This window comes from Kushneria indalinina DSM 14324 (assembly GCF_003385845.1).
Taxonomy (GTDB): domain Bacteria; phylum Pseudomonadota; class Gammaproteobacteria; order Pseudomonadales; family Halomonadaceae; genus Kushneria; species Kushneria indalinina.
On the sequence record NZ_QRDJ01000007.1, the window covers coordinates 351,496 to 372,054 of the forward strand.

15 protein-coding genes are annotated in these 20,559 nt (G+C 62.6%); 4 read left to right on the forward strand and 11 right to left on the reverse strand.

Annotation, left to right across the window (positions count from 1 at the left end; translation table 11 throughout):
* Nucleotides 1-25: 25 nt before the first annotated feature.
* The 6 genes from purU to glyA all read right to left on the reverse strand — a co-directional run bounded on the left by purU (nt 26) and on the right by glyA (nt 7,660).
* A complete protein-coding gene (purU, locus tag C8D72_RS08230; RefSeq protein WP_115853930.1) occupies nt 26-892 on the reverse strand; it encodes a formyltetrahydrofolate deformylase in 867 nt (288 codons plus the stop codon).
* Between the two features lie 70 nt (nt 893-962).
* Nucleotides 963-1,598: a sarcosine oxidase subunit gamma gene (locus tag C8D72_RS08235; protein WP_115853931.1), complete on the reverse strand. Its 636-nt coding sequence runs from the start codon at nt 1,596-1,598 to the stop codon at nt 963-965.
* The gene (locus C8D72_RS08240) at nt 1,591-4,632 is read right to left on the reverse strand and encodes a sarcosine oxidase subunit alpha family protein (RefSeq protein ID WP_115853932.1); all 3,042 of its coding nucleotides are present in this window, start codon (nt 4,630-4,632) and stop codon (nt 1,591-1,593) included. Before C8D72_RS08240 ends, C8D72_RS08235 begins: the two co-directional genes overlap by 8 nt.
* Nucleotides 4,629-5,018, reverse strand: a complete 390-nt coding sequence (locus C8D72_RS08245; RefSeq protein ID WP_115853933.1) for a sarcosine oxidase subunit delta — start codon at nt 5,016-5,018, stop codon at nt 4,629-4,631. Before C8D72_RS08245 ends, C8D72_RS08240 begins: the two co-directional genes overlap by 4 nt.
* A gap of 12 nt (nt 5,019-5,030) precedes the next feature.
* Nucleotides 5,031-6,281, reverse strand: coding sequence for a sarcosine oxidase subunit beta family protein (locus tag C8D72_RS08250; RefSeq protein WP_115853934.1), 1,251 nt, complete (start codon nt 6,279-6,281; stop codon nt 5,031-5,033).
* A gap of 47 nt (nt 6,282-6,328) precedes the next feature.
* Nucleotides 6,329-7,660 (reverse strand): serine hydroxymethyltransferase, encoded by a 1,332-nt coding sequence (glyA, locus tag C8D72_RS08255; protein ID WP_115853935.1) that lies wholly within the window; start codon nt 7,658-7,660, stop codon nt 6,329-6,331.
* 366 nt (nt 7,661-8,026) lie between these two features.
* Between glyA and fdhA the strand changes: the two genes are divergently transcribed.
* Complete coding sequence (gene fdhA / locus C8D72_RS08260) at nt 8,027-9,214, forward strand: formaldehyde dehydrogenase, glutathione-independent (RefSeq protein ID WP_115853936.1); 1,188 nt, start codon at nt 8,027-8,029, stop codon at nt 9,212-9,214.
* A 230-nt stretch (nt 9,215-9,444) separates the two neighbouring features.
* Here the strand turns inward: fdhA and C8D72_RS08265 are convergent, their stop codons facing one another.
* Nucleotides 9,445-10,551 (reverse strand): FAD-binding oxidoreductase, encoded by a 1,107-nt coding sequence (locus tag C8D72_RS08265; protein WP_115853937.1) that lies wholly within the window; start codon nt 10,549-10,551, stop codon nt 9,445-9,447.
* A 361-nt stretch (nt 10,552-10,912) separates the two neighbouring features.
* Here C8D72_RS08265 and C8D72_RS08270 point away from each other — a divergent pair, with 361 nt between their 5' ends.
* A complete protein-coding gene (locus C8D72_RS08270; protein WP_115853938.1) occupies nt 10,913-12,199 on the forward strand; it encodes an aromatic ring-hydroxylating oxygenase subunit alpha in 1,287 nt (428 codons plus the stop codon).
* A gap of 80 nt (nt 12,200-12,279) precedes the next feature.
* On the opposite strand, the gene C8D72_RS08275 is transcribed toward C8D72_RS08270, so the two are convergent.
* Nucleotides 12,280-12,525: a hypothetical protein gene (locus C8D72_RS08275; RefSeq protein WP_115853939.1), complete on the reverse strand. Its 246-nt coding sequence runs from the start codon at nt 12,523-12,525 to the stop codon at nt 12,280-12,282.
* Between the two features lie 211 nt (nt 12,526-12,736).
* Between C8D72_RS08275 and C8D72_RS08280 the strand changes: the two genes are divergently transcribed.
* Both C8D72_RS08280 and C8D72_RS08285 read left to right on the forward strand, forming a co-directional pair.
* Nucleotides 12,737-14,320: a BCCT family transporter gene (locus C8D72_RS08280; RefSeq protein ID WP_115853940.1), complete on the forward strand. Its 1,584-nt coding sequence runs from the start codon at nt 12,737-12,739 to the stop codon at nt 14,318-14,320.
* Between the two features lie 191 nt (nt 14,321-14,511).
* Entirely contained in the window at nt 14,512-16,254 is a 1,743-nt protein-coding gene (locus C8D72_RS08285; protein WP_115853941.1) for a sodium:solute symporter family protein, read from the forward strand.
* A 212-nt stretch (nt 16,255-16,466) separates the two neighbouring features.
* Here the strand turns inward: C8D72_RS08285 and etfB are convergent, their stop codons facing one another.
* The 3 genes from etfB to C8D72_RS08300 are packed head-to-tail and all read right to left on the reverse strand — an operon-like array spanning nt 16,467 to nt 20,555.
* Entirely contained in the window at nt 16,467-17,276 is an 810-nt protein-coding gene (gene etfB / locus C8D72_RS08290; protein WP_115853942.1) for an electron transfer flavoprotein subunit beta, read from the reverse strand.
* Nucleotides 17,266-18,546, reverse strand: coding sequence for an electron transfer flavoprotein subunit alpha (etfA, locus tag C8D72_RS08295; RefSeq protein WP_115853943.1), 1,281 nt, complete (start codon nt 18,544-18,546; stop codon nt 17,266-17,268). Before etfA ends, etfB begins: the two co-directional genes overlap by 11 nt.
* The gene (locus C8D72_RS08300; RefSeq protein ID WP_115853944.1) at nt 18,543-20,555 is read right to left on the reverse strand and encodes a (Fe-S)-binding protein; all 2,013 of its coding nucleotides are present in this window, start codon (nt 20,553-20,555) and stop codon (nt 18,543-18,545) included. The genes etfA and C8D72_RS08300 overlap by 4 nt, the downstream gene beginning before the upstream one ends.
* Between the last annotated feature and the right edge of the window lie 4 nt (nt 20,556-20,559).

Sequence of the window (20,559 nt, forward strand, 5' to 3'; positions counted from 1 at the left end):
CGCACCGGTCATTGTGACACCGTGGTCAGTGGCCGAGCACCACCGTTCGGCCCGAATAGAGAAAGACGCGACGCTCGAGATGATAGCCGATCGCACGTGACAGCGTCAGGCACTCGATATCCCGCCCTTTCGCCACCAGGTCTTCCGGATAATGGGCATGATCCACCGTCTCGACCCCCTGGGCGATGATGGGCCCTTCATCGAGGTCATTGTTGATGTAGTGCGCCGTGGCCCCGACCAGCTTGACGCCCTTCTCATAGGCCTGATGGTAGGGCTTTGCGCCCTTGAAGCCCGGCAGCAGCGAGTGGTGGATATTGATGGCGCGCCCGGCCAGCACGTCACACATGTTGGCCGAGAGCACCTGCATGTAACGCGCCAGAATGACCAGTTCGGCATCGGTTTGTTCGATGATCTGGAGAATCTGGCGCTCCTGTTGCTCCCGGCTCTCCGGCGTGACCGGCAGATAATGCCAGGGCAAACCGTGCCACTGGGCCAGCGGTTCCAGATCGGGATGGTTGGAGACGACCGCGCAGATCTCCATCGGCAGCTGATGAGTCCGATAGCGATACAGCAGATCGTTGAGGCAGTGATCGGCCTTTGAGACCATGATCACGGCCTTTGTGCGCTTGTTGGGCGGCGTCAGTTCAAAGGACATGTCGAACTCGACGGCGCGCGCGCCAAAGCTCTCCTCGAAGGCCTCGACGCTGAAATCGTTTTCCAGCGGGCGAAACTCGGCCCGAATGAAAAAGCGCTCGTTCAATCGATCATCAAAGGAGTTGAGTTCCGTGATGTAGCAGCGCTGCTCCTTGAGAAAGCGCGTGACGACATCCACGGTGCCCAGAAGACTGGGGCACTGAGCCGCAAGGATCCAGGTATCGGCGGTTCGGGTCATGACGTTTATCCTGTTCTGCCTTGAGCTCATGAAAAAGGGCCGGAGGCGTGTGCCTCCGGCCCTTCAGGACCTAGCGTACGACGCTGACGCCATACTCCCGGGAGGCATCGAGCAGCCAGCGATAGCAGTAATCGGCAAAGCTTCTGCGGATGACCAGCTCCCAGCCATTCTCCTCCGGTCGACGCAGGATAATGGTGGCCTTGGCAAAAACGGTGGAAACCCCCTTGCCGACCGGGAACGCCTGCGGATGCACGTCGTAGGAGATGGACTTCATGAGCACCTCACGCGCCCGATTCCCCTTGAGCGACAGCACCGTCTGACCGCCGCTGACGTTGACGATGCTGAAGTGGGACTGGCCCAGCGACTTTCGCAGCTTCTGCTCCAGCTCAAACTCCTCGCCACCGGGCACGATCACCAGCCACTCATCGGGCGAGAGCCACTGGATCGAGCGCTCGCCGCTGTCATCACTGACCAGCGCGTGCGGCTTCGCCGGCAGGGCCATGTCCATCACCTCGCGGACTGCCTCATCAAGCACGATGGCACCGCCACGCACGATCAGCTGGCCCAGAAAGGGCTTTTCGCTCAGGGTCACGCCCGGGTTGGAGGCGTGCGGCAGCGATTTCTGCTCGTGCAGCGACCACTCCAGGGGTGACTCGGCCTTCGACGTGTCGGTCGGGCGGGTCTGGAACTCTTGGACGTCAGACATTCTGGCGCTCTCCCTTGGGGTCGATAAAGACGGTGCTGACGACTTCGGCTTCATGCGTCTTGCCGTCGGACATGGGCAGATAGACCGTCTGACCCATGCGCTCGCGGCCCTCTTTCAGCACGGCCAGTGCAAAGCCGCTTTCAAGCACCGGGCTGTAGTAGCTCGAGGTCACATGGCCCACCATGCTCATGGGGATGGCCTGGTTGGGATCGAGCACGATCTGGGCGCCCTCTTCCAGCACCACATTGGCATCCTTCGGCTTGAGCCCGACCAGCTGCTTGCGGTCACCACGCATGGTGTCCGGGCGGCTCAGGGCGCGCTTGCCGATCCAGTGGAACGGCTTGTCATAGCCGATCGCCCAGTGCATGCCCAGATCTTCCGGCGTCACCGAACCGTCAGTGTCCTGACCCACAATGATCAGCCCCTTCTCGGCGCGCAGGACGTGCATCGTTTCCGTGCCGTAGGGCGTCAGGTCATACTTCTCGCCGTGTTCGAACAGCGTCTTCCAGACCTGCATGGCGTAGTTGGCCTGCACGTTGATCTCGTAGGCCAGCTCGCCGGTAAACGAGATCCGGAACACGCGCGCCGGCACGCCGGCCACGTTGCCTTCCTTCCAGTCCATGAACTTGAACTGTTCGCGATCAAGGTCGATATCGGTCACTTCCGACATCAGCTTGCGCGCCTCGGGCCCGGTCACGGTCATGGTGGCCCAGTGGTCGGTCACCGAGTTGAAGTAGACCTGCAGCTCCGGCCATTCGGTCTGATGCCAGACTTCCAGCCACTCCAGTACGGAGGCGGCCCCACCGGTGGTGGTGGTCATCAGGAAGTGGTTGTCCCCCAGGCAGCTGGTGGTGCCATCGTCCATCAGCATGCCGTCGTCCTTGCACATCAGGCCGTAACGCACGCGACCCGGTGCCAGCTTGGCCCACTTGTTGGTGTAGACACGGCCCAGGAACTCACGGGCATCCGGCCCCTGAATGTCGATCTTGCCCAGCGTCGAGGCATCCAGAATCCCCACGCCCTGGCGCACGGCGAGACACTCGCGCGCCACGGCGTCGTGCATGCTTTCCTTCTTGCCGTTGGCATTGCGCGGGAAGTACCAGGGGCGCTTCCACTGGCCGACGTCCTCGAACTCGGCGCCATACTCGACGTGCCACTGATGCAGCGCGGTGTAGCGCTTGGGATCAAAGAGCTCGTCGCAGTGACGACCCACGATGGCGCCAAAGGTGATCGGCGTGTAGTTCGGGCGGAACACCGTGGTGCCCACTTCGGGAATCGAGCGGCCCAGGCAGCGTGCGGCAATGGCCATGCCGTTGATGTTGCCCAGCTTGCCCTGGTCGGTACCAAAGCCCAGCGCGGTGTAGCGCTTGACGTGCTCGATGGACTCAAAGCCTTCACGGGTGGCCAGTTCGATGGCCGAAGCCGTGACATCGTTTTGCATGTCGACGAACTGCTTGGGCACCCGCAGGCCCTTTTTCTCGTGCGGCACCTGATAGATGGCACAGGCCGGCCCATCGCGACGCGCCTTGACCGTCGGCAGATTGAGCTCCCCGGCCTCGTCAAAACCGCTGTCGATGGCGGCCTGGCGGCCGGCACGCGCCCCGTCGGAGAGCGTGTTGTCCAGACCGTAATGACCTGCCACGCCGCCGGCCATGAGCATGCCCTTGACCTCACCGGGCACAAAGCCCAGCAGGTTTTCGTCCCACTGCGGGCGCGTGCCGGTGTGCGAGGAGAGATGCACGACCGGGCTGTAGCCGCCGGAGCTGGCGATCGTGTCGCACTCCAGATCCTCGATGCGCCCGGTGATCACGAAATGATCCAGATCGACCGCCGAGACGCGGGCGCCGCTGACACGCTGAGTGCCCTTCGCCTCGATCACGGCGCTGCCGGTGATGACGCGAATGCCGCTGTCGCAGGCCTGGCGCACCAGATCCCCGTCGGGATTGGCACGGGCATCGACGATGGCCACGACCTTGCGTCCCGCTTCCTGCCAATCCAGCGCAGCACGATAGGCGTGATCGTTGCTGGTCGTGAGCACCAGGCTGTTGCCGGGGATGACGCCGTAGCGACGGATATAGGTCGAGACCGCACCGGCGACCATGTTGCCGGGCAGGTCGTTGTTGGCATAGACCAGCGGGCGTTCATGCGTGCCGGTGGCCAGCACCACGCGCGTGGCACGCACACGGTGCAGCCGCGCACGGGGCATGTCGGGGAAGCCGGCATCACTGGCGGTGTCGGCCAGATGCTCGGTGCGACGCTCGTGCAGCGTGACAAAGTTGTGATCGTGATAGCCGTTGGCGGTGGTGCGCGGCAGCAGCGTCACGGTCTCCATGGACGCCAGCTCGTTGAGCGTCTGCTCGATCCAGCGCACTGCCGAGACGCCATCCAGCGTATCGCGGCTGTCGAGCAGCGAACCGCCCATCTCTTCCTGTTCATCGCACAAAATGACCCGGGCGCCACTACGGGCAGCACTCAGTGCCGCAGCAAGGCCCGCTGCGCCGGCGCCGATGACCATCACGTCACAGTGATGGTGCATGTGATCGTAAATGTCCGGGTCAGCAACGGTCGGCGCGCGACCCAGCCCCGCGCCCATGCGGATGTACTTCTCATAGGTCATCCACATCGAGGCCGGCGACATGAAGGTCTTGTAATAAAAGCCCGGCGGCATGAAGTTGCCGCCCAGCTTGCCGACCCAGCTCATCACGTCCCGCTGAACGTTGGGCCAGCCGTTGGTGCTGCGCGCCACCAGACCGTCGTAGAGCCCCTGCTGCGTGGCACGCACGTTGGGCACCTGGGTCTCTTCGCGGGCGCCCAGCTGCACCACGGCATTGGGCTCTTCAGCGCCGGCGGCGACGATGCCGCGGGCACGCGAATACTTGAAGCTGCGATTGATGATATCCACGCCATTGGCCAGCAGCGCCGAGGCCAGGGTGTCCCCGGCAAAGCCCTGATAGCGCTGGCCGTTGAAGGTGAACTCGAGACCGTGCGAGCGATCGATGCGCCCGCCTGCCGAAAGACGGTTGGTCTGGGTCATGACGAGGTCTCCTCGTTAAGCGCCGTATTCTCGGGCCGGGCACCGACGGTCTGCCAACCGCCATCGGCCACCTGAGCCCCCTGCTCATGACGAACACTGGGATCATCAGCCGTAATGGTCGGCTGCTCGCCCATCGGGTAGGTCTCAAGAATCTCGTAGGTCACCGTGTTGCGGGTGATGTTGAAAAACTTGCGACAGCCGACCGAGTGCACCCACATCTCGTGGTGGATGCCGCGCGGGTTATCACGGAAGAACAGGTAATCGCCCCACTCTTCGTCGGTCGTGTTGTCCGGGTCCTCGGGACGCATGAGATGGGCCTGTCCGCGCGGATGAAACTCCTCTTCCTCGCGGTGCTCCTTGCAGTAGGGGCATAAGATATAAAACATGATGGGCTCTCCTCAGTGCGCCACGCCGGCAGCGCCGTGTTCATCGATCAGCGCACCGGTATGGAAACGGTCGATGGAAAAGGGCGCAGCGATGGGATGCATTTCACCTTTGGCAAGGCTGGCTGCAAAAACATGTCCTGAACCGGGCGTGGCCTTGAAGCCACCGGTACCCCAGCCGCAGTTGAAATACAGTCCCTTCACATCCGTCTTTGAAAGGATCGGACAGGCGTCGGGACAGGTATCCACGATGCCGCCCCACTGACGGTTCATGCGCACTCGCGAGAACATCGGGAACATCTCGACGATCGCCTGCAGGGTGTGCTCGATGGTGGGGTAGCTGCCGCGCTGACCGTAACCGAGATAGCCGTCGATACCGGCACCGATGACCAGATCGCCCTTGTCGGACTGGCTCACGTAGCCATGAACGTGGTTGGACATGGTGACCGTGTTGAGAATCGGCTTGAGCGGCTCGGAGACCAGCGCCTGCAGCGGATGCGACTCCAGCGGCAGCTTGATGCCGGCCATCTTTGCCAGTACGCCCGAATTGCCCGCGGCCACACAGCCGACCGTATGGGCCTCGATGTCGCCCCGGTTGGTGTGAACGCCCAGCACCTTGCCGTCACGAATCTTGAAGCCGGTCACTTCGGTGTTCTGCAGAAGGTCCACGCCATGGGAGTCGGCACCACGGGCAAAGCCCCAGGCGACCGCGTCATGACGCGCCACGCCGGCGCTTTTCTGCCAGGACGCGCCCATGATCGGATAGCGGGCCCGGTTGGAGATATCGATCTCGGGCTCGATCTCCTTGACCTGCTGCGGGGTGACCACTTCGCTGTCGATACCGTTGAGGCGGTTGGCATTGACGCGACGCTGAATGTCACGCATGTCCTGCAGGGTGTGGCCCAGGTTGAGCACGCCACGCTGGGAGAACATCACGTTGTAGTTCAGATCCTGCGACAGGCCCTTCCACAGATCCAGCGAGTGGTTGTAGAGCCGTCCCGCTTCGTCCCACAGATAGTTGGAGCGAACGATGGTGGTGTTACGCGCGGTGTTACCGCCGCCCAGCCAGCCCTTTTCGATGACGGCGACATTCCTGACGCCGAACTCCTTGGCCAGATAGTAGGCCGTGGCAAGGCCGTGGCCGCCACCGCCGACGATAATGACGTCGTACTGCTTCTTGGGCTCGGGGTTACGCCACTGGCGTTCCCAGTTTTCGTGGTGACCGAACGCGTGTTTAACCAGTCCGAAGCCGGAATAACGTTGCATGAGCTTTCTCCTTGATCGGCCCCGAGGGAGCCTGCTGTCGGCCGTGTTCAGACTACGGAGGCTTCACTCTCGAGTCGCTGATCCGCCCGGTCGGTGCTCTGGCCGTAGACGGGATGACGTGCGCACAGTGATTCCACCCTGCCACGAACCTCCTGCTCGACCGCGTCGGTATCCTTCTGCTGCGCGAGCACATCCAGAATGTCGCAGATCCAGGACGCCAGCTCGCGGCAGTCCTCTTCCATGAATCCGCGCGTGGTGACGGCCGGCGTACCGATACGCAGCCCCGAGGTGACAAACGGGCTTTGCGGGTCGTTGGGCACGGCATTCTTGTTGACGGTGATGCAGGCACGCTCGAGTGCCGCATCGGCATCCTTGCCGGTCACGCCCTGCTTGATCAGCGAGACCAGGAACAGATGGTCGTCGGTACCGCCGGAGACCACATCAAAATCACGATCGATAAAGACCTGAGCCATGGCGCGCGCATTGGCGATCACCTGACGCTGGTAGTCGGCAAACTCGGTGGTCATGGCCTCCTTGAAGGCCACGGCCTTGGCCGCGATCACGTGCATGAGCGGGCCGCCCTGCTGACCCGGGAAGACCGCGCCGTTGAGCTTCTTGTAGAGCGTCTCGTCGCTCTCGGCCGACAGGATCAGGCCGCCCCTGGGGCCGCGCAGGGTCTTATGGGTCGTCGTGGTCACGACATGGGCATGGGGTAGCGGGCTCGGGTAGAGACCCGCGGCGACCAGACCGGCGATGTGGGCCATGTCGACCATCAGCCAGGCACCGACCTCATCGGCGATCTCGCGAAAACGCTGCCAGTCGATGACGCGCGAATAGGCCGAAAAGCCGGCGATGATCATCTTCGGCTGGTGCTCGCGGGCAAGCGCGGCCACTTCGTCGTAGTCGATCTGGCCGTTTTCGGGATTCAGGCCGTACTGCACGGCGTTGTAGTACTTGCCGGAGAAGTTCGGCGCCGCGCCGTGGGTCAGGTGGCCGCCGTGGGCCAGGCTCATGCCCAGAATGGTATCGCCGGGCTTGACCAGCGCCATGAACACGGCCGCGTTGGCCTGAGCGCCGGAGTGCGGCTGGACGTTGGCATAATGGGCGGCGAACAGTTCACAGGCGCGCTCGATCGCCATGGCCTCAACCTTGTCGACGAACTCGCAGCCACCGTAGTAGCGCCGGCCCGGGTAGCCTTCGGCATACTTGTTGGTGAGCTGGGTTCCCTGCGCCTGCATGACGTAGCAGCTGGTGTAGTTTTCGGAAGCGATCAGTTCGATATGCGCTTCCTGTCGCTGTGTCTCTTCAGCGATCGCCTCGGCCAGGGCTGCGTCATAGTCAGACAGCTGAGCGCTGGGGGAGAAACCATGATGAAGCATCACGCCTCCTTATCATCAAATCGGTTGTTATCCGGAATCGGTCGAATGCGGTGCCAGGGGGGTGTCTATTGCACGCTATCCTGCTGCGATGGTATCGCTGCTCCCCTGCCCTGAAATGCTTGCCGACGTCACCACCTGGTGTATTTGCGACATGACCGTCATTACGCGACAGGCATACGACCATGGGATAACGACGTCGCCCAGCCACCTTGCGACGTCGCGCACGGACAACTCTCCCCTTCACGGCTGTTCCACTCTAGCGTTTCAGGCATCCGCCCGGCCTCTTTTTGCACCTCCATGGTGCAAAAAGCGGCCTCGCTCGCCTGGTCTCTTTAAACGCAAGTGATGGCACCAGGAGGTTCCAGCATGTCAGACAATCGCGGCGTGGTTTACATGGGCGCGGGCAAGGTCGAAGTACAGGACATTGCCTACCCGAAAATGGAAACGCCCAATGGCAGGCCCATTGAACATGGCGTCATCCTGAAGGTGGTCTCCACCAACATCTGTGGTTCCGACCAGCACATGGTGCGTGGCCGTACCACGGCGCCCCAGGGCATGGTGCTGGGTCACGAAATCACCGGTGAGGTCATCGAAAAGGGCAAGGATGTCGAGTTCCTCGATATCGGCGACATCGTCTCCGTGCCCTTCAACGTGGCCTGCGGCCGCTGCCGGACCTGCAAGGAAGGCCATACCGGCCTGTGCCTGCACGTCAACGATGACCGTGCCGGCGGCGCCTATGGCTATGTCGACATGGGTGGCTGGGTCGGCGGTCAGGCGCGCTACGTTATGGTGCCCTATGCCGATTTCAACCTGCTCAAGTTCCCGGACCGTGATCAGGCGATGAACCAGATTCGCGACCTGACCATGTTGAGCGACATCCTGCCGACCGGCTTCCACGGCGCCCTGAAAGCAGGCGTTGGGGCAGGCTCGACCGTCTATGTGGCGGGTGCAGGCCCGGTCGGTCTGGCAGCGGCGGCCTCTGCCCGTCTGCTGGGCGCGGCCGTGGTCATGATTGGCGACTTCAATCCCAAGCGTCTGGAACATGCGCGCAAGATGGGCTTTGAGCCGATCGATCTGAACAAGCACGACCGTCTGGGCGAAATGATTGCCGCCGTCGTCGGCGAGCCCAGCGTTGACAGCGCCATCGATGCGGTTGGTTTCGAAGCCGTGGGTCATGGTGGCAAGGAGCAGCCGGCCGTGGTGCTCAACCAGATGATGGAAGTGACCCGTGAAGGCGGCTCCATCGGTATTCCGGGGCTTTATGTCACCGAAGATCCGGGCGCGACCGAGAAGGCCGCACAGACCGGCAGCCTGAGCCTGCGCTTTGGTCTGGGCTGGGCGAAGGGTCACTCCTTCCATACCGGCCAGACCCCGGTGGTGCAGTACAACCGTCAGCTGATGCAGGCCATCCTGCACGGCCGTCTCAACATCGCCGAGATCGTCAACGCTCAGATCATTAGCCTGGAAGAGGCACCGAAGGGCTATGAAGAGTTTGATGCCGGTGTGGCCAGCAAGTTTGTGCTGGACCCGCACGGCATGCTGGGCGCTGCCTGAGCCTCTGACGGATATCATGCGCTAAGCAGGGCATGACAAAAAAACGCTCATGGCGATTGGCCATGAGCGTTTTTTAATGTCTGTCTTTTGCTGACTTTCCTTTGATGCTTTCCCTCTGATGCCTGTTCCTTGATGCCTGCTGATCGCGGCAGGCAGGACCAGCGCGGATGGCGGATGGCCGCCCTCCGCCGGTCACGGAGGACTGAAATCAGGGCCCGGACATCAGAGGTCTAGAAATCGACCACCAGGTCGCCCTTGACCCGACTGCAGCACGACAGGATATAGCCTTCTTCGATGTCCTCATCGGTGATCCCGCCGTTATGGTCCATATCGACCTCCCCTGACCTGATCCCGACCCGACAGGTGCCGCAGATGCCCATACCGCATGCCTTGGGAATATGCAGTCCCAGCTGGGCCGCCGCGCTGTGGACCGTCTCGCCGGGCTGGACCTGGACACTCTTGCCGGAGTCGGCAAATTCGACGGTGACCAGATCGGCCTCGTCGACATTCTCGGCGGCTTCTTCCGCCCGCTCGGCCAGCTCCAGCGCATCTTCCTTGACGTCGGCAGGCGTCGCGCCGAACAACTCTTCATGGTAGTGATCCATGTCGTAGTTGTTCTCGCGCAGGATGTTCTTGATCGCATTCATGTAGGGCACGGGACCACAACAGAAGATCTCGCGCTCCAGGAAGTCGGGCGCCATGAGCTCGAGCATGGGCTGGGTCAGAAAGCCGCGGTAGCCGGCCCAGGCCTCACCGATGTCTTCCTTCTTTTCACAGACGATGTGCAGCTTGAACTCGGGGATGCGCGAGAACATGTGCACCAGTTCGCGGTGATAGATCACATCACGCGGCGCACGGGCGCTGTGGATGAACTCGACATCCACATTGGCGTTGGTATCGAAAAACCAGCGCGTCATCGACATCAACGGCGTAATGCCTACCCCGCCGGAGAGCAGCAGCACCTTGTCGGCCGGATAATCGATCGAGTTGAAGTTACCGACCGGCCCGTGCACGGCGATCTTGTCGCCAACGCTCATATTGGCATGGAGCCAGTTGGAGACCTTGCCGCCGGGCACCTGCTTGACGGTAATCGAGAAACTGTAGGGAATCGAAGGCGAGCTGGAGATCGTATAGGAGCGCATGATCTGCTCGCCTTCGACCTCCAGTTCAAGCGTTACGAACTGACCGGGCTTGAAAAAGAACAGAACAGGCTCTTCGGCCATGAAGCAAAAGGTGCGTACGTCAGGGGTTTCCTGAATGATCTTGACACAGCGAACCTCGTGGCGGCCGTTGGTCCAGGTCTGAGTTGTAACCGGATTGAAAAAGTTCATTGTCATGATGATCTCTGCCTGGCAGTGCCACAGCTGTTCGCTCGCCGATCCGTGTTGATGACACGGCCCGACACCCTTTCAATCTGGCATTCTGGTGACGCCTCTCACACCAGGCTTGTCTGTCAGCGACACGCACATACCTTTCACCCCCACTTTCTGTCTGTCATGGACCAATCAGGTCGTCGTGACGCTCTTCCATGTCGCGGGTAGACAATCGGATTTCATGACCCTGTACCACAATCGCCATCAATCAAGATGGATCGATTTTTTTTCCATGCATGAATACCAGGCCACAAAAGACAAATAACATCCGCTCAACCGTATTGTCGCTCTCGCGCGCGCAGCGACAATGAAAAGGATATTTGGTATGGACATGACAGCTTCTTATGGACCCGATGACCCTCTGAACCAGGCACGCCAGGCCGCGGCCGATCTGCTTCAGAATCGCAACCCTACCTACTCCCTGCCTCAGCCGTTCTACAACGACGCGCGCTTCTTCGCGCTCGACATGCAGGAGGTATACGAGAAGGAGTGGCTCTTTGCGGGCATGACCTGCGAAATCCCTGCCAAGGGCAACTTCATGACGCTGGAGATCGGCGACAACCCGATCGTCATCGTTCGTGGTGCCGAAGGCGTAATCCATGCCTTTCACAACGTCTGTCGCCACCGCGGTTCAAGGCTTTGCACCAAGGAAAAGGGCAAGGTCGCAAAGCTGGTCTGCCCCTACCATCAGTGGACCTATGAACTCGACGGCCGTCTGCTGTTTGCCGGTAGCGACATGGGTACCGACTTCGATCTCGGCCAGTTCGGTCTGAAGCCGGTCAACGTGCGCACCGCCGGTGGCTTTGTCTTCATCAATCTGAGCGAAGAGCCGCCCGCGATTGACGATTTTCTGGTCTCGCTCGAGCACTATCTCGAGCCGTATGACATGGATAACGTCAAGGTGGCCACCCAGACCACCATCGTTGAACAGGCCAACTGGAAGCTGGTCCTCGAGAACAACCGCGAGTGCTATCACTGCAACGGCGCGCACCCGGAGCTCTTGAACTCGCTGATCGAGTTCGATGACACCGAAGACCCGCGCGCCACCGAGAAGTACAAGGAGCTGGTCACCCGCAAGCAGGCCGACTGGAACCAGGAGCAGGTGCCCTGGCAGCTCAAGCGTTTTGGCAAGCGCAATCGCCTGACCCGCACGCCGCTGCTGGATAACGTGGTCTCCATGACCATGGACGGCAAGCCGGGCTGCAAGAAGCTCATGGGGCGTCTGACCAGCCCTGACATGGGGTCGCTGCGTATCCTGCACCTGCCCAACTCCTGGAACCACTTCATGGGCGACCATGCCGTGGTGTTCCGCGTGCTGCCGCTCGGTCCGCAGCAGACCATGGTCACCACCAAGTGGCTGGTGCACAAGGACGCCGTGGAAGGCGAAGACTACGACGTTGAAAACCTGCGTCACGTCTGGGATGCCACCAACGACCAGGACCGCCAGCTGGCCGAAGAAAACCAGCGCGGCATCAACTCACGGGCCTACCAGCCCGGCCCCTACTCCGAGACCTACGAGTTCGGTGTGATCGACTTCGTCAACTGGTACGGCGAGCGCATGCTCACGCATCTGGGCCAGGAAGCGCCGACCCTGCATCTGGCCAAGGGCTAAACGTCTGCCCCATTGAGATACCCGGCAACGGGTGATGTACCAGAGGGACCGGTTCACGTGCTGTGAACCGGTCCCTTTTTTTAATCTCGACTCAGTGCCGGCAGCAGATATTTATCGATGGCCTGTCGTACCGATGGCAGCAGGATATCCGACCGCCTGACCAGCTCATCGACCAGCTCCCTGAGGCCCTCTACCCCTTCGCCGCGCTGCTTGCACAGTGCCATGCGCGCGCAGGTATCCGGGCCCGCGCCTTCGGGAATATGGACGCCAAGTGCCACCAGCCGCGCCCGAAAATCATCGCCATCAATCAGATCGACAATCATCATCTTCACGCTCTCCTGTTGTTGCCCTTTGGTCTGCCTGCCGGTCGATATTAAAGGCAATAGACCAATGGCGCGCCCGTCCCAGCGGCAATGGATATGTCAGCGTCGCTTTTAAACAAATGACCTTAAAGGCCGCGCACAAGAATGCATCACAGCCGAAAAAAGGGGGCTGGTGGCATCACAACTTTTTGTATAACAACAAAGAGGACCGCGTATGGATGACCAGAATTCATTACTGACGTCGGGCCAGGACAACAAGCAGATGATGGGCATGGATTTCCACCATCCTGTCTTCCCGCTTTCCGCCTTCGCCATTCTTGCCTTTCTTGTCTATGCCCTGGTTTATCCCGATATGGCCAACGCGCAGCTGGGCCTGGCCAAGACCTGGTCGATCGAACATTTCGACTGGCTCTTCATGATCTCCGGCAACGTTTTCGTGATCTTTTGCCTGGCGCTGATCGTGCTGCCGGTCGGGCGCATTCGACTGGGCGGACGTGAGGCAAGACCCGAGTTTTCGCGCATGTCATGGTTTGCCATGCTCTTCGCCGCCGGCATGGGCATCGGGCTGATGTTCTGGAGCGTGGCGGAGCCCGTGGCCTACTACACCGACTGGTATGGCACCCCGCTCAACGCCACGGCCCGCACGGCCGAAGGCGCCAGTGCCGCCATGGGCGCCACCATGTTCCACTGGGGCCTGCACCCCTGGGCGATCTACGCCGTGGTGGGATTATCGCTGGCCTTTTTTGCCTATAACCGAGGTCTGCCCCTGACCTTTCGCTCGGCCTTTTATCCAATTCTCGGCAAACATACCCGCGGCTGGGCCGGTCATATCATCGATATTCTGGCCGTTCTGGCCACGGTCTTCGGCCTTGCCACCTCGCTGGGCTTTGGCGCCTCCCAGGCCGCCGGCGGGCTTGCCTATCTCTTTAATGTGCCCAACACGCTGGGCACCCAGCTGGCCATTATCATCGTGGTCAGCGTGCTGACACTGATCTCTGTCTGGCGCGGCATTGACGGCGGCGTAAAGCTTTTTTCCAACATCAACATGATCATCGCTGCGCTGCTGTTGCTGTTCGTCATTGCGGTGGCGCCGACGCTGACCGTGCTGTCCGGCATCGGCACGACCGCCATGGCCTACGCCTCCCATATCCTGCCGCTGTCGAACTGGATCGGTCGTGATGATGGCACCTGGTATCACGGCTGGACGATCTTTTACTGGGCCTGGTGGATCTCCTGGTCACCGTTTGTCGGCATGTTCATTGCCCGCGTCTCGAAGGGTCGCACCGTACGTGAGTTCCTGATTGCCGTGCTGGTCATTCCGACCGTGGTCACCCTGATCTGGATGAGCACCTTCGGCGGACTGGCGCTGTATCAGGTCACCAACAACATCGGCAAGCTGGCCGGCGGCATTGATGATGTGTCACTTGCCATGTTCCACATGCTCGAGCAGCTGCCCCTGTCCGGTGTGACCTCGCTGCTGGCGATCATTCTGGTGCTGGTGTTTTTTATCACCTCATCGGATTCGGGCTCGCTGGTCATCGATAACATCACCGCCGGCGGCAAGACCGATACCCCCCGCGGCCAGCGGGTCTTCTGGGCCACCATGCAGGGCTCGATTGCCGGCGTACTGCTCTACGGCGGCGGCACTACCGCCATGAGCGCCCTGCAGGCGGGTGCCGTGGCGACCGGACTGCCCTTCACCGTGGTCCTTCTCCTGATGTGCTGCAGTCTCTACATGGGCCTGCATCGAGAGCTTTACGGACCGGCGGCGCCCAAAGGATCAGCGGCCATTTCGTAAGCCCCATTGCCCGGTCACACGGGATCAACACCGCGGCATCACAGGGCCGCCCCCAGGGGCGGCCCTGTGTTTTTCAGGCTCGCCATGTCGCAAATGCCATGTCCCGTGACGCTGGCGGGCATGAGCATCCGGGGCGCTCGCGACATGCTTTTCAGACAAGTCCTACAAGATCTACCCCGCTGGAGCCTTCCATGGTCTACACCATCGCCATCCTGTGCAGTCTCGTTGGTTATTTTCTGATCGGTCATCTGGCCGGGCGTCGCGTCAAGCACTTGGACGACTACCTGGTGGCCGGGCGCAATGCGCCGACCTTTTTCATTCTGGGCACTCTGGTGGCCAGCTACCTCAGCACCAGTGCCTTTCTGGGCGAAACCGGCTTTGCCTACGACGGCTACCCCTTTGTCATGCTGATCTTCGCCGCCCTGAGCACCTCGGGCTGTCTGCTCGGCGCGCTGGCCTTCGGCCGCTATCTGCGACGCAGCGAGGCCAAAACGGTGCCGGAATTTTTCGGCAAGCGCTTTGATTCCAGGCGCGTACAGATGATTGCCGGGCTGACCACCGTGATCGGTCTGGGGGCGTATCTGGTGGGGGTCATGCAGGGCGCCGGCATCATGTTCTCCGAGCTGACCGGGATGCCCTACTGGACCGGGCTGGTGCTGGTGTGGCTGACCTATACCGGCTTTATCCTCTACTCCGGCTCCCCCGGGGTGATGGTCACCGATACCATCATGTTCGTGATCTTCTCGCTGGCAGCCCTGGGTGGCTCGGTCTATATCCTGCAGGACCTGGGGGGCTGGCACGGCGTTATCGAAGGCCTGCTGGCCCAGACCGACAAGCCCGATATCGCGCTGTGGCACGGCGTGCTGGAAGGCCCTGACGCCACCTTTTCGACGCCGGGCGAGGCATTGACCTGGGGGATCACGCTGGGGCTGGTGTGGGCCGCCGTGCTGGCCGCCAGCCCCTGGCAGTCGAGTCGCTATCTCATGGCGCGCAACGAACACGTCGTGATGCGCTCGGCGATGCTCACGGCCGTGTCGCTGGCCGTGTTTTACGCCCTGATGATGATGACCGGGGCCGCCATCAACCTGTATGACAGCGGACTCGACGGCGAGCGCGCCATGGTCTGGGCGTCGCTCAACATCCTGCCGACCTGGCTGGGCGTGGTGATCCTCACCGGTGTCTTTGCCGCGGGGCTCTCCTCGTGCTCGACCTTTTTGTCGATCATCGGCTTTAGTATCTCCAACGACATTCTGCCGCCCAATCGCAGCGAAAAGGCCGCCATGCGCGCCAGCCGCCTGTCGATTCTGGGCGCCGGGCTGGTGTCGCTGATCATCGCACTGTTCCAGTCGCCGGCCGTGATGGCGGTGGTCTGGTTTGCCGCCACGCTGTTTGCCTCCTCCTGGGGGCCGGTGGCGCTGATGAGCGTCTGGAGCCGCCGGATCACCGCCGCAGGCGCCGGCTGGGGGCTGACGGTCGGCTTTGTCAGCAATATCGCGCTGTCGCTGATGGATCAGGCGCAGTGGATCTCGCTGCCGGTTTATCTGCACCCGGTCGTGCTCAGCACGCTGGCCGCCCTGGCCGCGATCGTGGTGGCCTCACGGCTGACCCATGTGACGGATATCCAGCGGGCGTATCGCAGCTTTCTGCATGAATATGATCGTGACGTCAGCGCTGCCTGGATCTCCGGCACGCGCGTTATTGCCGCCTGCACCATGCTGTCAGGCGTGGCCGTGGGGGTGTTTTTGTGGTTTCAGTACGCCACCACGCTGTCGTCGCTGGCCGAACGCTTCGGCGTGCCCGGACAGGCCACGACCGGTGCCTACCTGCTGGCCGCAGGCTGCGGTGGCATGCTGCTGGCCGCCGGTGGCGTGGGCTACTGGGTGGTCTGCAAGCGGCGACAGACGACGCCGGCGATGCAGAGCGCCCACTCATAGGCGCTCCATTGGCAGGCTGCCGACCGGTCCCTCGGGGCCGGTCGGCCGCCTGAGCGCTGCCCTGAACCGCCCCCTCAATCGGGGCGAATTTTCTCTTCCCCACAATAAAACGCCCCGCCATGGTGGCGGGGCAAAGACGCGTTTTGATCCCTTTTTTTAACCGGTGCTGCCGATCGCCGTACCCGCCTGACGATGACGTCAGACGCGAAGGCTCAACGAAGCACACCCTCTTCCCTGAGTAGTTTGAAAATCGCCTCGGCGCCCTGCTCCGGGGTGACATCATTGAGCAACTGCCCGCCGCCGCCGTCGGACTTGGCGGCTGCCGCCTTGAAGCGGTCACGGGCCGAGGACGACTTGATGACCTTGAGACGCTTGGGCCGCTTGCGCGCCGGCTGAATCTGCCACTGGGTCAGGGCCGCATCGGCCTCGCTGGCGTGTGGCTGCACATCAAACTCGCCGCGCCGGGCAGGCCCGAAGGCGCTCTGACGGGCGCTCGGTGCGCTGGTGTCGACCGTGGCGATCGCCGGCAGGCGAACGCGCAGGCGACGGCGCTTGCCCCTGGGCAGGGCCTGCAGCACCGTGGCCACGCCCTTCTCGACCTTTTCCACCGCGGCCAGCCCGTTGATGACCGGCCATCCCAGCGCTTCGGCCAGCAGGTAGGGCAAAATGCCGGAGCCTTCGCCGGTTTCGGCGCGGGTGCCGGTCAGCACCAGCTGCGGTGAGCTGGCGCGCAGCGCATCGGTCAGTACGGGCACCACGTCGGCCTCGGGCATCTGTTCGAGCAGGCGGACCTCCTCGATCCCCATGCCCAGATAGCCACGAATGGCCTCTTCGTGGTCGCTGTCATGCTGACCGGCATGCATCAGATTGACCGAGGCGCCCTTCAGGCTCAGCGCCATTTCCACGGCACGCGCGTCCTGATCGGCGCGGCGCGTGCGGGCGGTCAGCGGATGGCGACCGATCGACACCAGCACGGCCACGTTGAGCCCGGCAGCGTTGGAGGACTGTGCATCAAGCGGCATCGCGACTGCCCTCCTGTTCGGCACGGAACTGTTCCACGCGCTCGACCAGGGCCGCGAGTATGGCGTTGGCATCCCCGATCACGGCCAGATCGGCGCGCTTGACCATGTCACAGCCTTCATCAAGGTTGATGGCCACGACCTTCTCGCAGGTCTGAATGCCCTGCAGGTGCTGAATGGCTCCGGAAATTCCCACGGCCACGTAGACCTTCGCCGACACCCAGGTGCCCGTCGCGCCGACCTGACGATCGCGCGGCATGTGGCCGTCATCGACCGCCACGCGCGAGGCGCCCTTGGTCGCGCCCAGAATGTCGGCGGCGTGGTGATAGTTGTCCCAGTCCTTGACGCCGTTGCCGGCCGACAGAATGAACTCGGCTTCGGCCAGCGACACGCTGGCCGGATCAACGGCGACCTCGCCGATGTCCTCGATACGACCGAGCACGTTGGGCAGATCCTGGGAAAGTTCGATGGGCTCGGCGGCGTGACGCGTCTCGGTGATCGGATCGGCGCACTCGGCCAGCGCGATCACGACGCGCGGCAGGGCACGAACGATATCGGTCGTCCCGGCCGCACCGCGGGTGGTGCAGCGCCAGCCGGTGTCGCTGTCACTGTCGGCCTCGACCTGCCAGACCTGGCTGGCCGCCCGCTCGCCCAGCCGCACGCTCAGGCGTCGGCCCAGCTCGCCGCCGCCCTGGGTGGAGTCGGGCAGCAGCCAGTAGCGCGGCGCTATTTCCCGATCCACGCCCTGCAGGGCGGCAATACGATTTTCCGGGGTGTAGCCGTCAAACTGCTCGCCTTCCAGATGCAGCAGGCGATCAATGCCGGCCTCATCAAAGGTGGTTTCCTTGTGCTCGCCATAGAGAATTGCCAGCACCGCGCCCGGGTTGTCCGGGTCGGCGTCGGCCAGCTGGCGCGCCAGCCCCAGCAGATCGCGATCGTGGCCCGAGAGACGACCGCCGGCCATATCAGGCACCACGGCGACCATGAAGGACGGGGTGTCGATCGTGACACTGCGGCGTGAGTCCTGGCTCTGCGTGCTGCGAGCATTCGTATGCGCGGCGTGCGAGGCGCCGCTGCGGTCGATGCGTCGAATGCCGTTGGGCCCGGTGAAGCCGACGGCATGCGGGTTGCGTCGCGTCAGACCGTTGGGGCCCATCCATTCGGTGGCAACGGCGTTGCCGCCAATTTCGGCCAGCACTTCAAGATGCTGCGAGTGCAGGCGGTTACGGGCGATCCACTCCTTGCGAGGATCGCGGCGAACAAGCTCGCTCATGACGTTACCTCCTCGACATTGCGCTGTGTCTGCGACGCTTCCTTATTGGAGGCGCCCTTCTCGGCCGATGATCCAGCCACCAGCGCGTCGGCCACCAGCTCGGCGATATCCTTGATGTCGGCGCGGGGTTCGACCACACCTTCCAGCATCGCCGTGCACTGCGGGCAACCTACCGCGACCGTCTCGGCGCCGGTTTCACGCACATCGCCCATGCGCATATCGGGGATACGCTGCTTGCCGGGGATATCGGTGATCGGTGCGCCACCGCCGCCGCCGCAGCAGCGCGAGCGATAGCCGGAGCGCGCCATCTCCTGAACCTCGATGCCCAGCGCCCTGAGCACGTCACGCGGGGCCTCGTACTCCCCGTTGTAGCGTCCCAGATAGCATGGGTCGTGATAGGTCACGCTGCCGCCCTTCCACTCCTTGAAGGTGAGGCTGCCGGCCTTGACCAGTTCATTGATATAGGTGCTGTGGTGATACACCTCGTAATCGGACGGCATCTCAGCGGTGCCCAGCTCGCCATACTCGTTCTTGAGCACGTGGAAGCTGTGCGGGTCACAGGTGACGATGCGCGAGAAGCGATACTGACTCATGGCCCTGATGTTGCGCCGTGCCAGGGTCTGGAAGGTGGCTTCATCGCCCAGACGCCGTGCCACGTCACCGCTGTCGCGCTCTTCATTGCCGAGCACGGCGAAGTCGACCTCGGCGGCACGCAATACCTTGACCAGTGCGCGCAGCGTACGCTGGTTGCGCATGTCAAAGACGCCGTCACCCAGCCACAGCAGCACGTCGGCCTCGCCCTTGTCGGCCATCAGCGGCAGATTGAGATCCGCCGCCCAGTTCAGACGCGAGTCAGGGTCAAAGCCGCCGGGGTTGTCGGTGGCGATCAGGTTGTCGAGCACCTCGGCGCCCTTGTTGGGCGTGTTGCCATGTTCAAGTGTCAGGAAACGGCGCATGTCGACGATGGCATCGACGTGCTCGATCATCATCGGACACTCTTCAACGCAGGCACGGCAGGTGGTGCAGGACCACAGCGTCTCGGCATCCACCAGCGCACGGCCTTCCCGCGGCACGATCGGCCCGTTCGGGCTGCCGCCGTGCTCGCCGATCGGCTTGCCCGGATAGGGCGAGCCGTAATAGTCGGCATCGGTGCTGTTGCGCATGCCAACGATCATGTCCTGAATCAGCTTTTTGGGGTTGAGCGGCTGACCGGCGGCAAAGGCCGGGCACATCGCTTCACAGCGGCCGCACTGCACGCAGGCGTCAAAGCCCAGCAGCTGGTTCCAGGTAAAATCGGCAGGCTTTTCCACCCCCAGCGGGGTATCGGGGTTGTCCAGATCCAGCGCCTTGAGGCCGCTGGAGCGTGCAGCACTGGCGTTATGCGGGCTGCTGAAGCGCTCGGGGCGGCGGTGAAAGGCCAGATGCAGGGCGCCGGCGAAGGCGTGCTTCATCGGCCCACCCCAGGTCATGCCGAAGAACATCTCGCCCAGTCCCCAGGTGACGACCGCGGCCAGCACCAGCGCGATCAGCCAGCCGCCGGCATCGGCCGGCAATACACCGGCCGTGGGCAGGGTGACCATGAACATGCCGACCGAAAACGCCATCAGGCTTTTGGGCAGGCGCATCCACGGCCCTTTCGACAAACGCGAGGGCGGCGGATTACGACGTTTGGCAACGAATAGGGCGCCCACGAACATGCTGACCGTGGCGGCCAGCAGCACCCAGGCCAGAATGGCGCTGTCCAGGCCAAAACCGTGCACCACGATCGCCAGCAGCGCGGCCAGCACAAAGCCGCCGGCCGTGGCGACGTGGGTCCTGGAGATGTACTTGTCGCGATCGACAATATGGTGCAGATCCACCAGATAGCGCCGGGGAACCTGCATCAGGCCCTTGATGACGGGCACGGGAGAGGGCCGCCCCTGGCGCCACAGGCGCACGCGGCGCACCGCACCGATGACGGCCAGCGCAAGCGCAGAGAACAGCAGTATCGGCAAAAGGATATCGAGCATGGCG

Coding starts and splice junctions, on each gene's coding strand:
- purU (WP_115853930.1), bottom strand. CDS start 892: ATGACCCGAACCGCCGATACCTGGATCCTTGCGGCTCAGTGCCCCAGT.
- C8D72_RS08235 (WP_115853931.1), bottom strand. CDS start 1,598: ATGTCTGACGTCCAAGAGTTCCAGACCCGCCCGACCGACACGTCGAAG.
- C8D72_RS08240 (WP_115853932.1), bottom strand. CDS start 4,632: ATGACCCAGACCAACCGTCTTTCGGCAGGCGGGCGCATCGATCGCTCG.
- C8D72_RS08245 (WP_115853933.1), bottom strand. CDS start 5,018: ATGTTTTATATCTTATGCCCCTACTGCAAGGAGCACCGCGAGGAAGAG.
- C8D72_RS08250 (WP_115853934.1), bottom strand. CDS start 6,281: ATGCAACGTTATTCCGGCTTCGGACTGGTTAAACACGCGTTCGGTCAC.
- glyA (WP_115853935.1), bottom strand. CDS start 7,660: ATGCTTCATCATGGTTTCTCCCCCAGCGCTCAGCTGTCTGACTATGAC.
- fdhA (WP_115853936.1), top strand. CDS start 8,027: ATGTCAGACAATCGCGGCGTGGTTTACATGGGCGCGGGCAAGGTCGAA.
- C8D72_RS08265 (WP_115853937.1), bottom strand. CDS start 10,551: ATGACAATGAACTTTTTCAATCCGGTTACAACTCAGACCTGGACCAAC.
- C8D72_RS08270 (WP_115853938.1), top strand. CDS start 10,913: ATGGACATGACAGCTTCTTATGGACCCGATGACCCTCTGAACCAGGCA.
- C8D72_RS08275 (WP_115853939.1), bottom strand. CDS start 12,525: ATGATGATTGTCGATCTGATTGATGGCGATGATTTTCGGGCGCGGCTG.
- C8D72_RS08280 (WP_115853940.1), top strand. CDS start 12,737: ATGGATGACCAGAATTCATTACTGACGTCGGGCCAGGACAACAAGCAG.
- C8D72_RS08285 (WP_115853941.1), top strand. CDS start 14,512: ATGGTCTACACCATCGCCATCCTGTGCAGTCTCGTTGGTTATTTTCTG.
- etfB (WP_115853942.1), bottom strand. CDS start 17,276: ATGCCGCTTGATGCACAGTCCTCCAACGCTGCCGGGCTCAACGTGGCC.
- etfA (WP_115853943.1), bottom strand. CDS start 18,546: ATGAGCGAGCTTGTTCGCCGCGATCCTCGCAAGGAGTGGATCGCCCGT.
- C8D72_RS08300 (WP_115853944.1), bottom strand. CDS start 20,555: ATGCTCGATATCCTTTTGCCGATACTGCTGTTCTCTGCGCTTGCGCTG.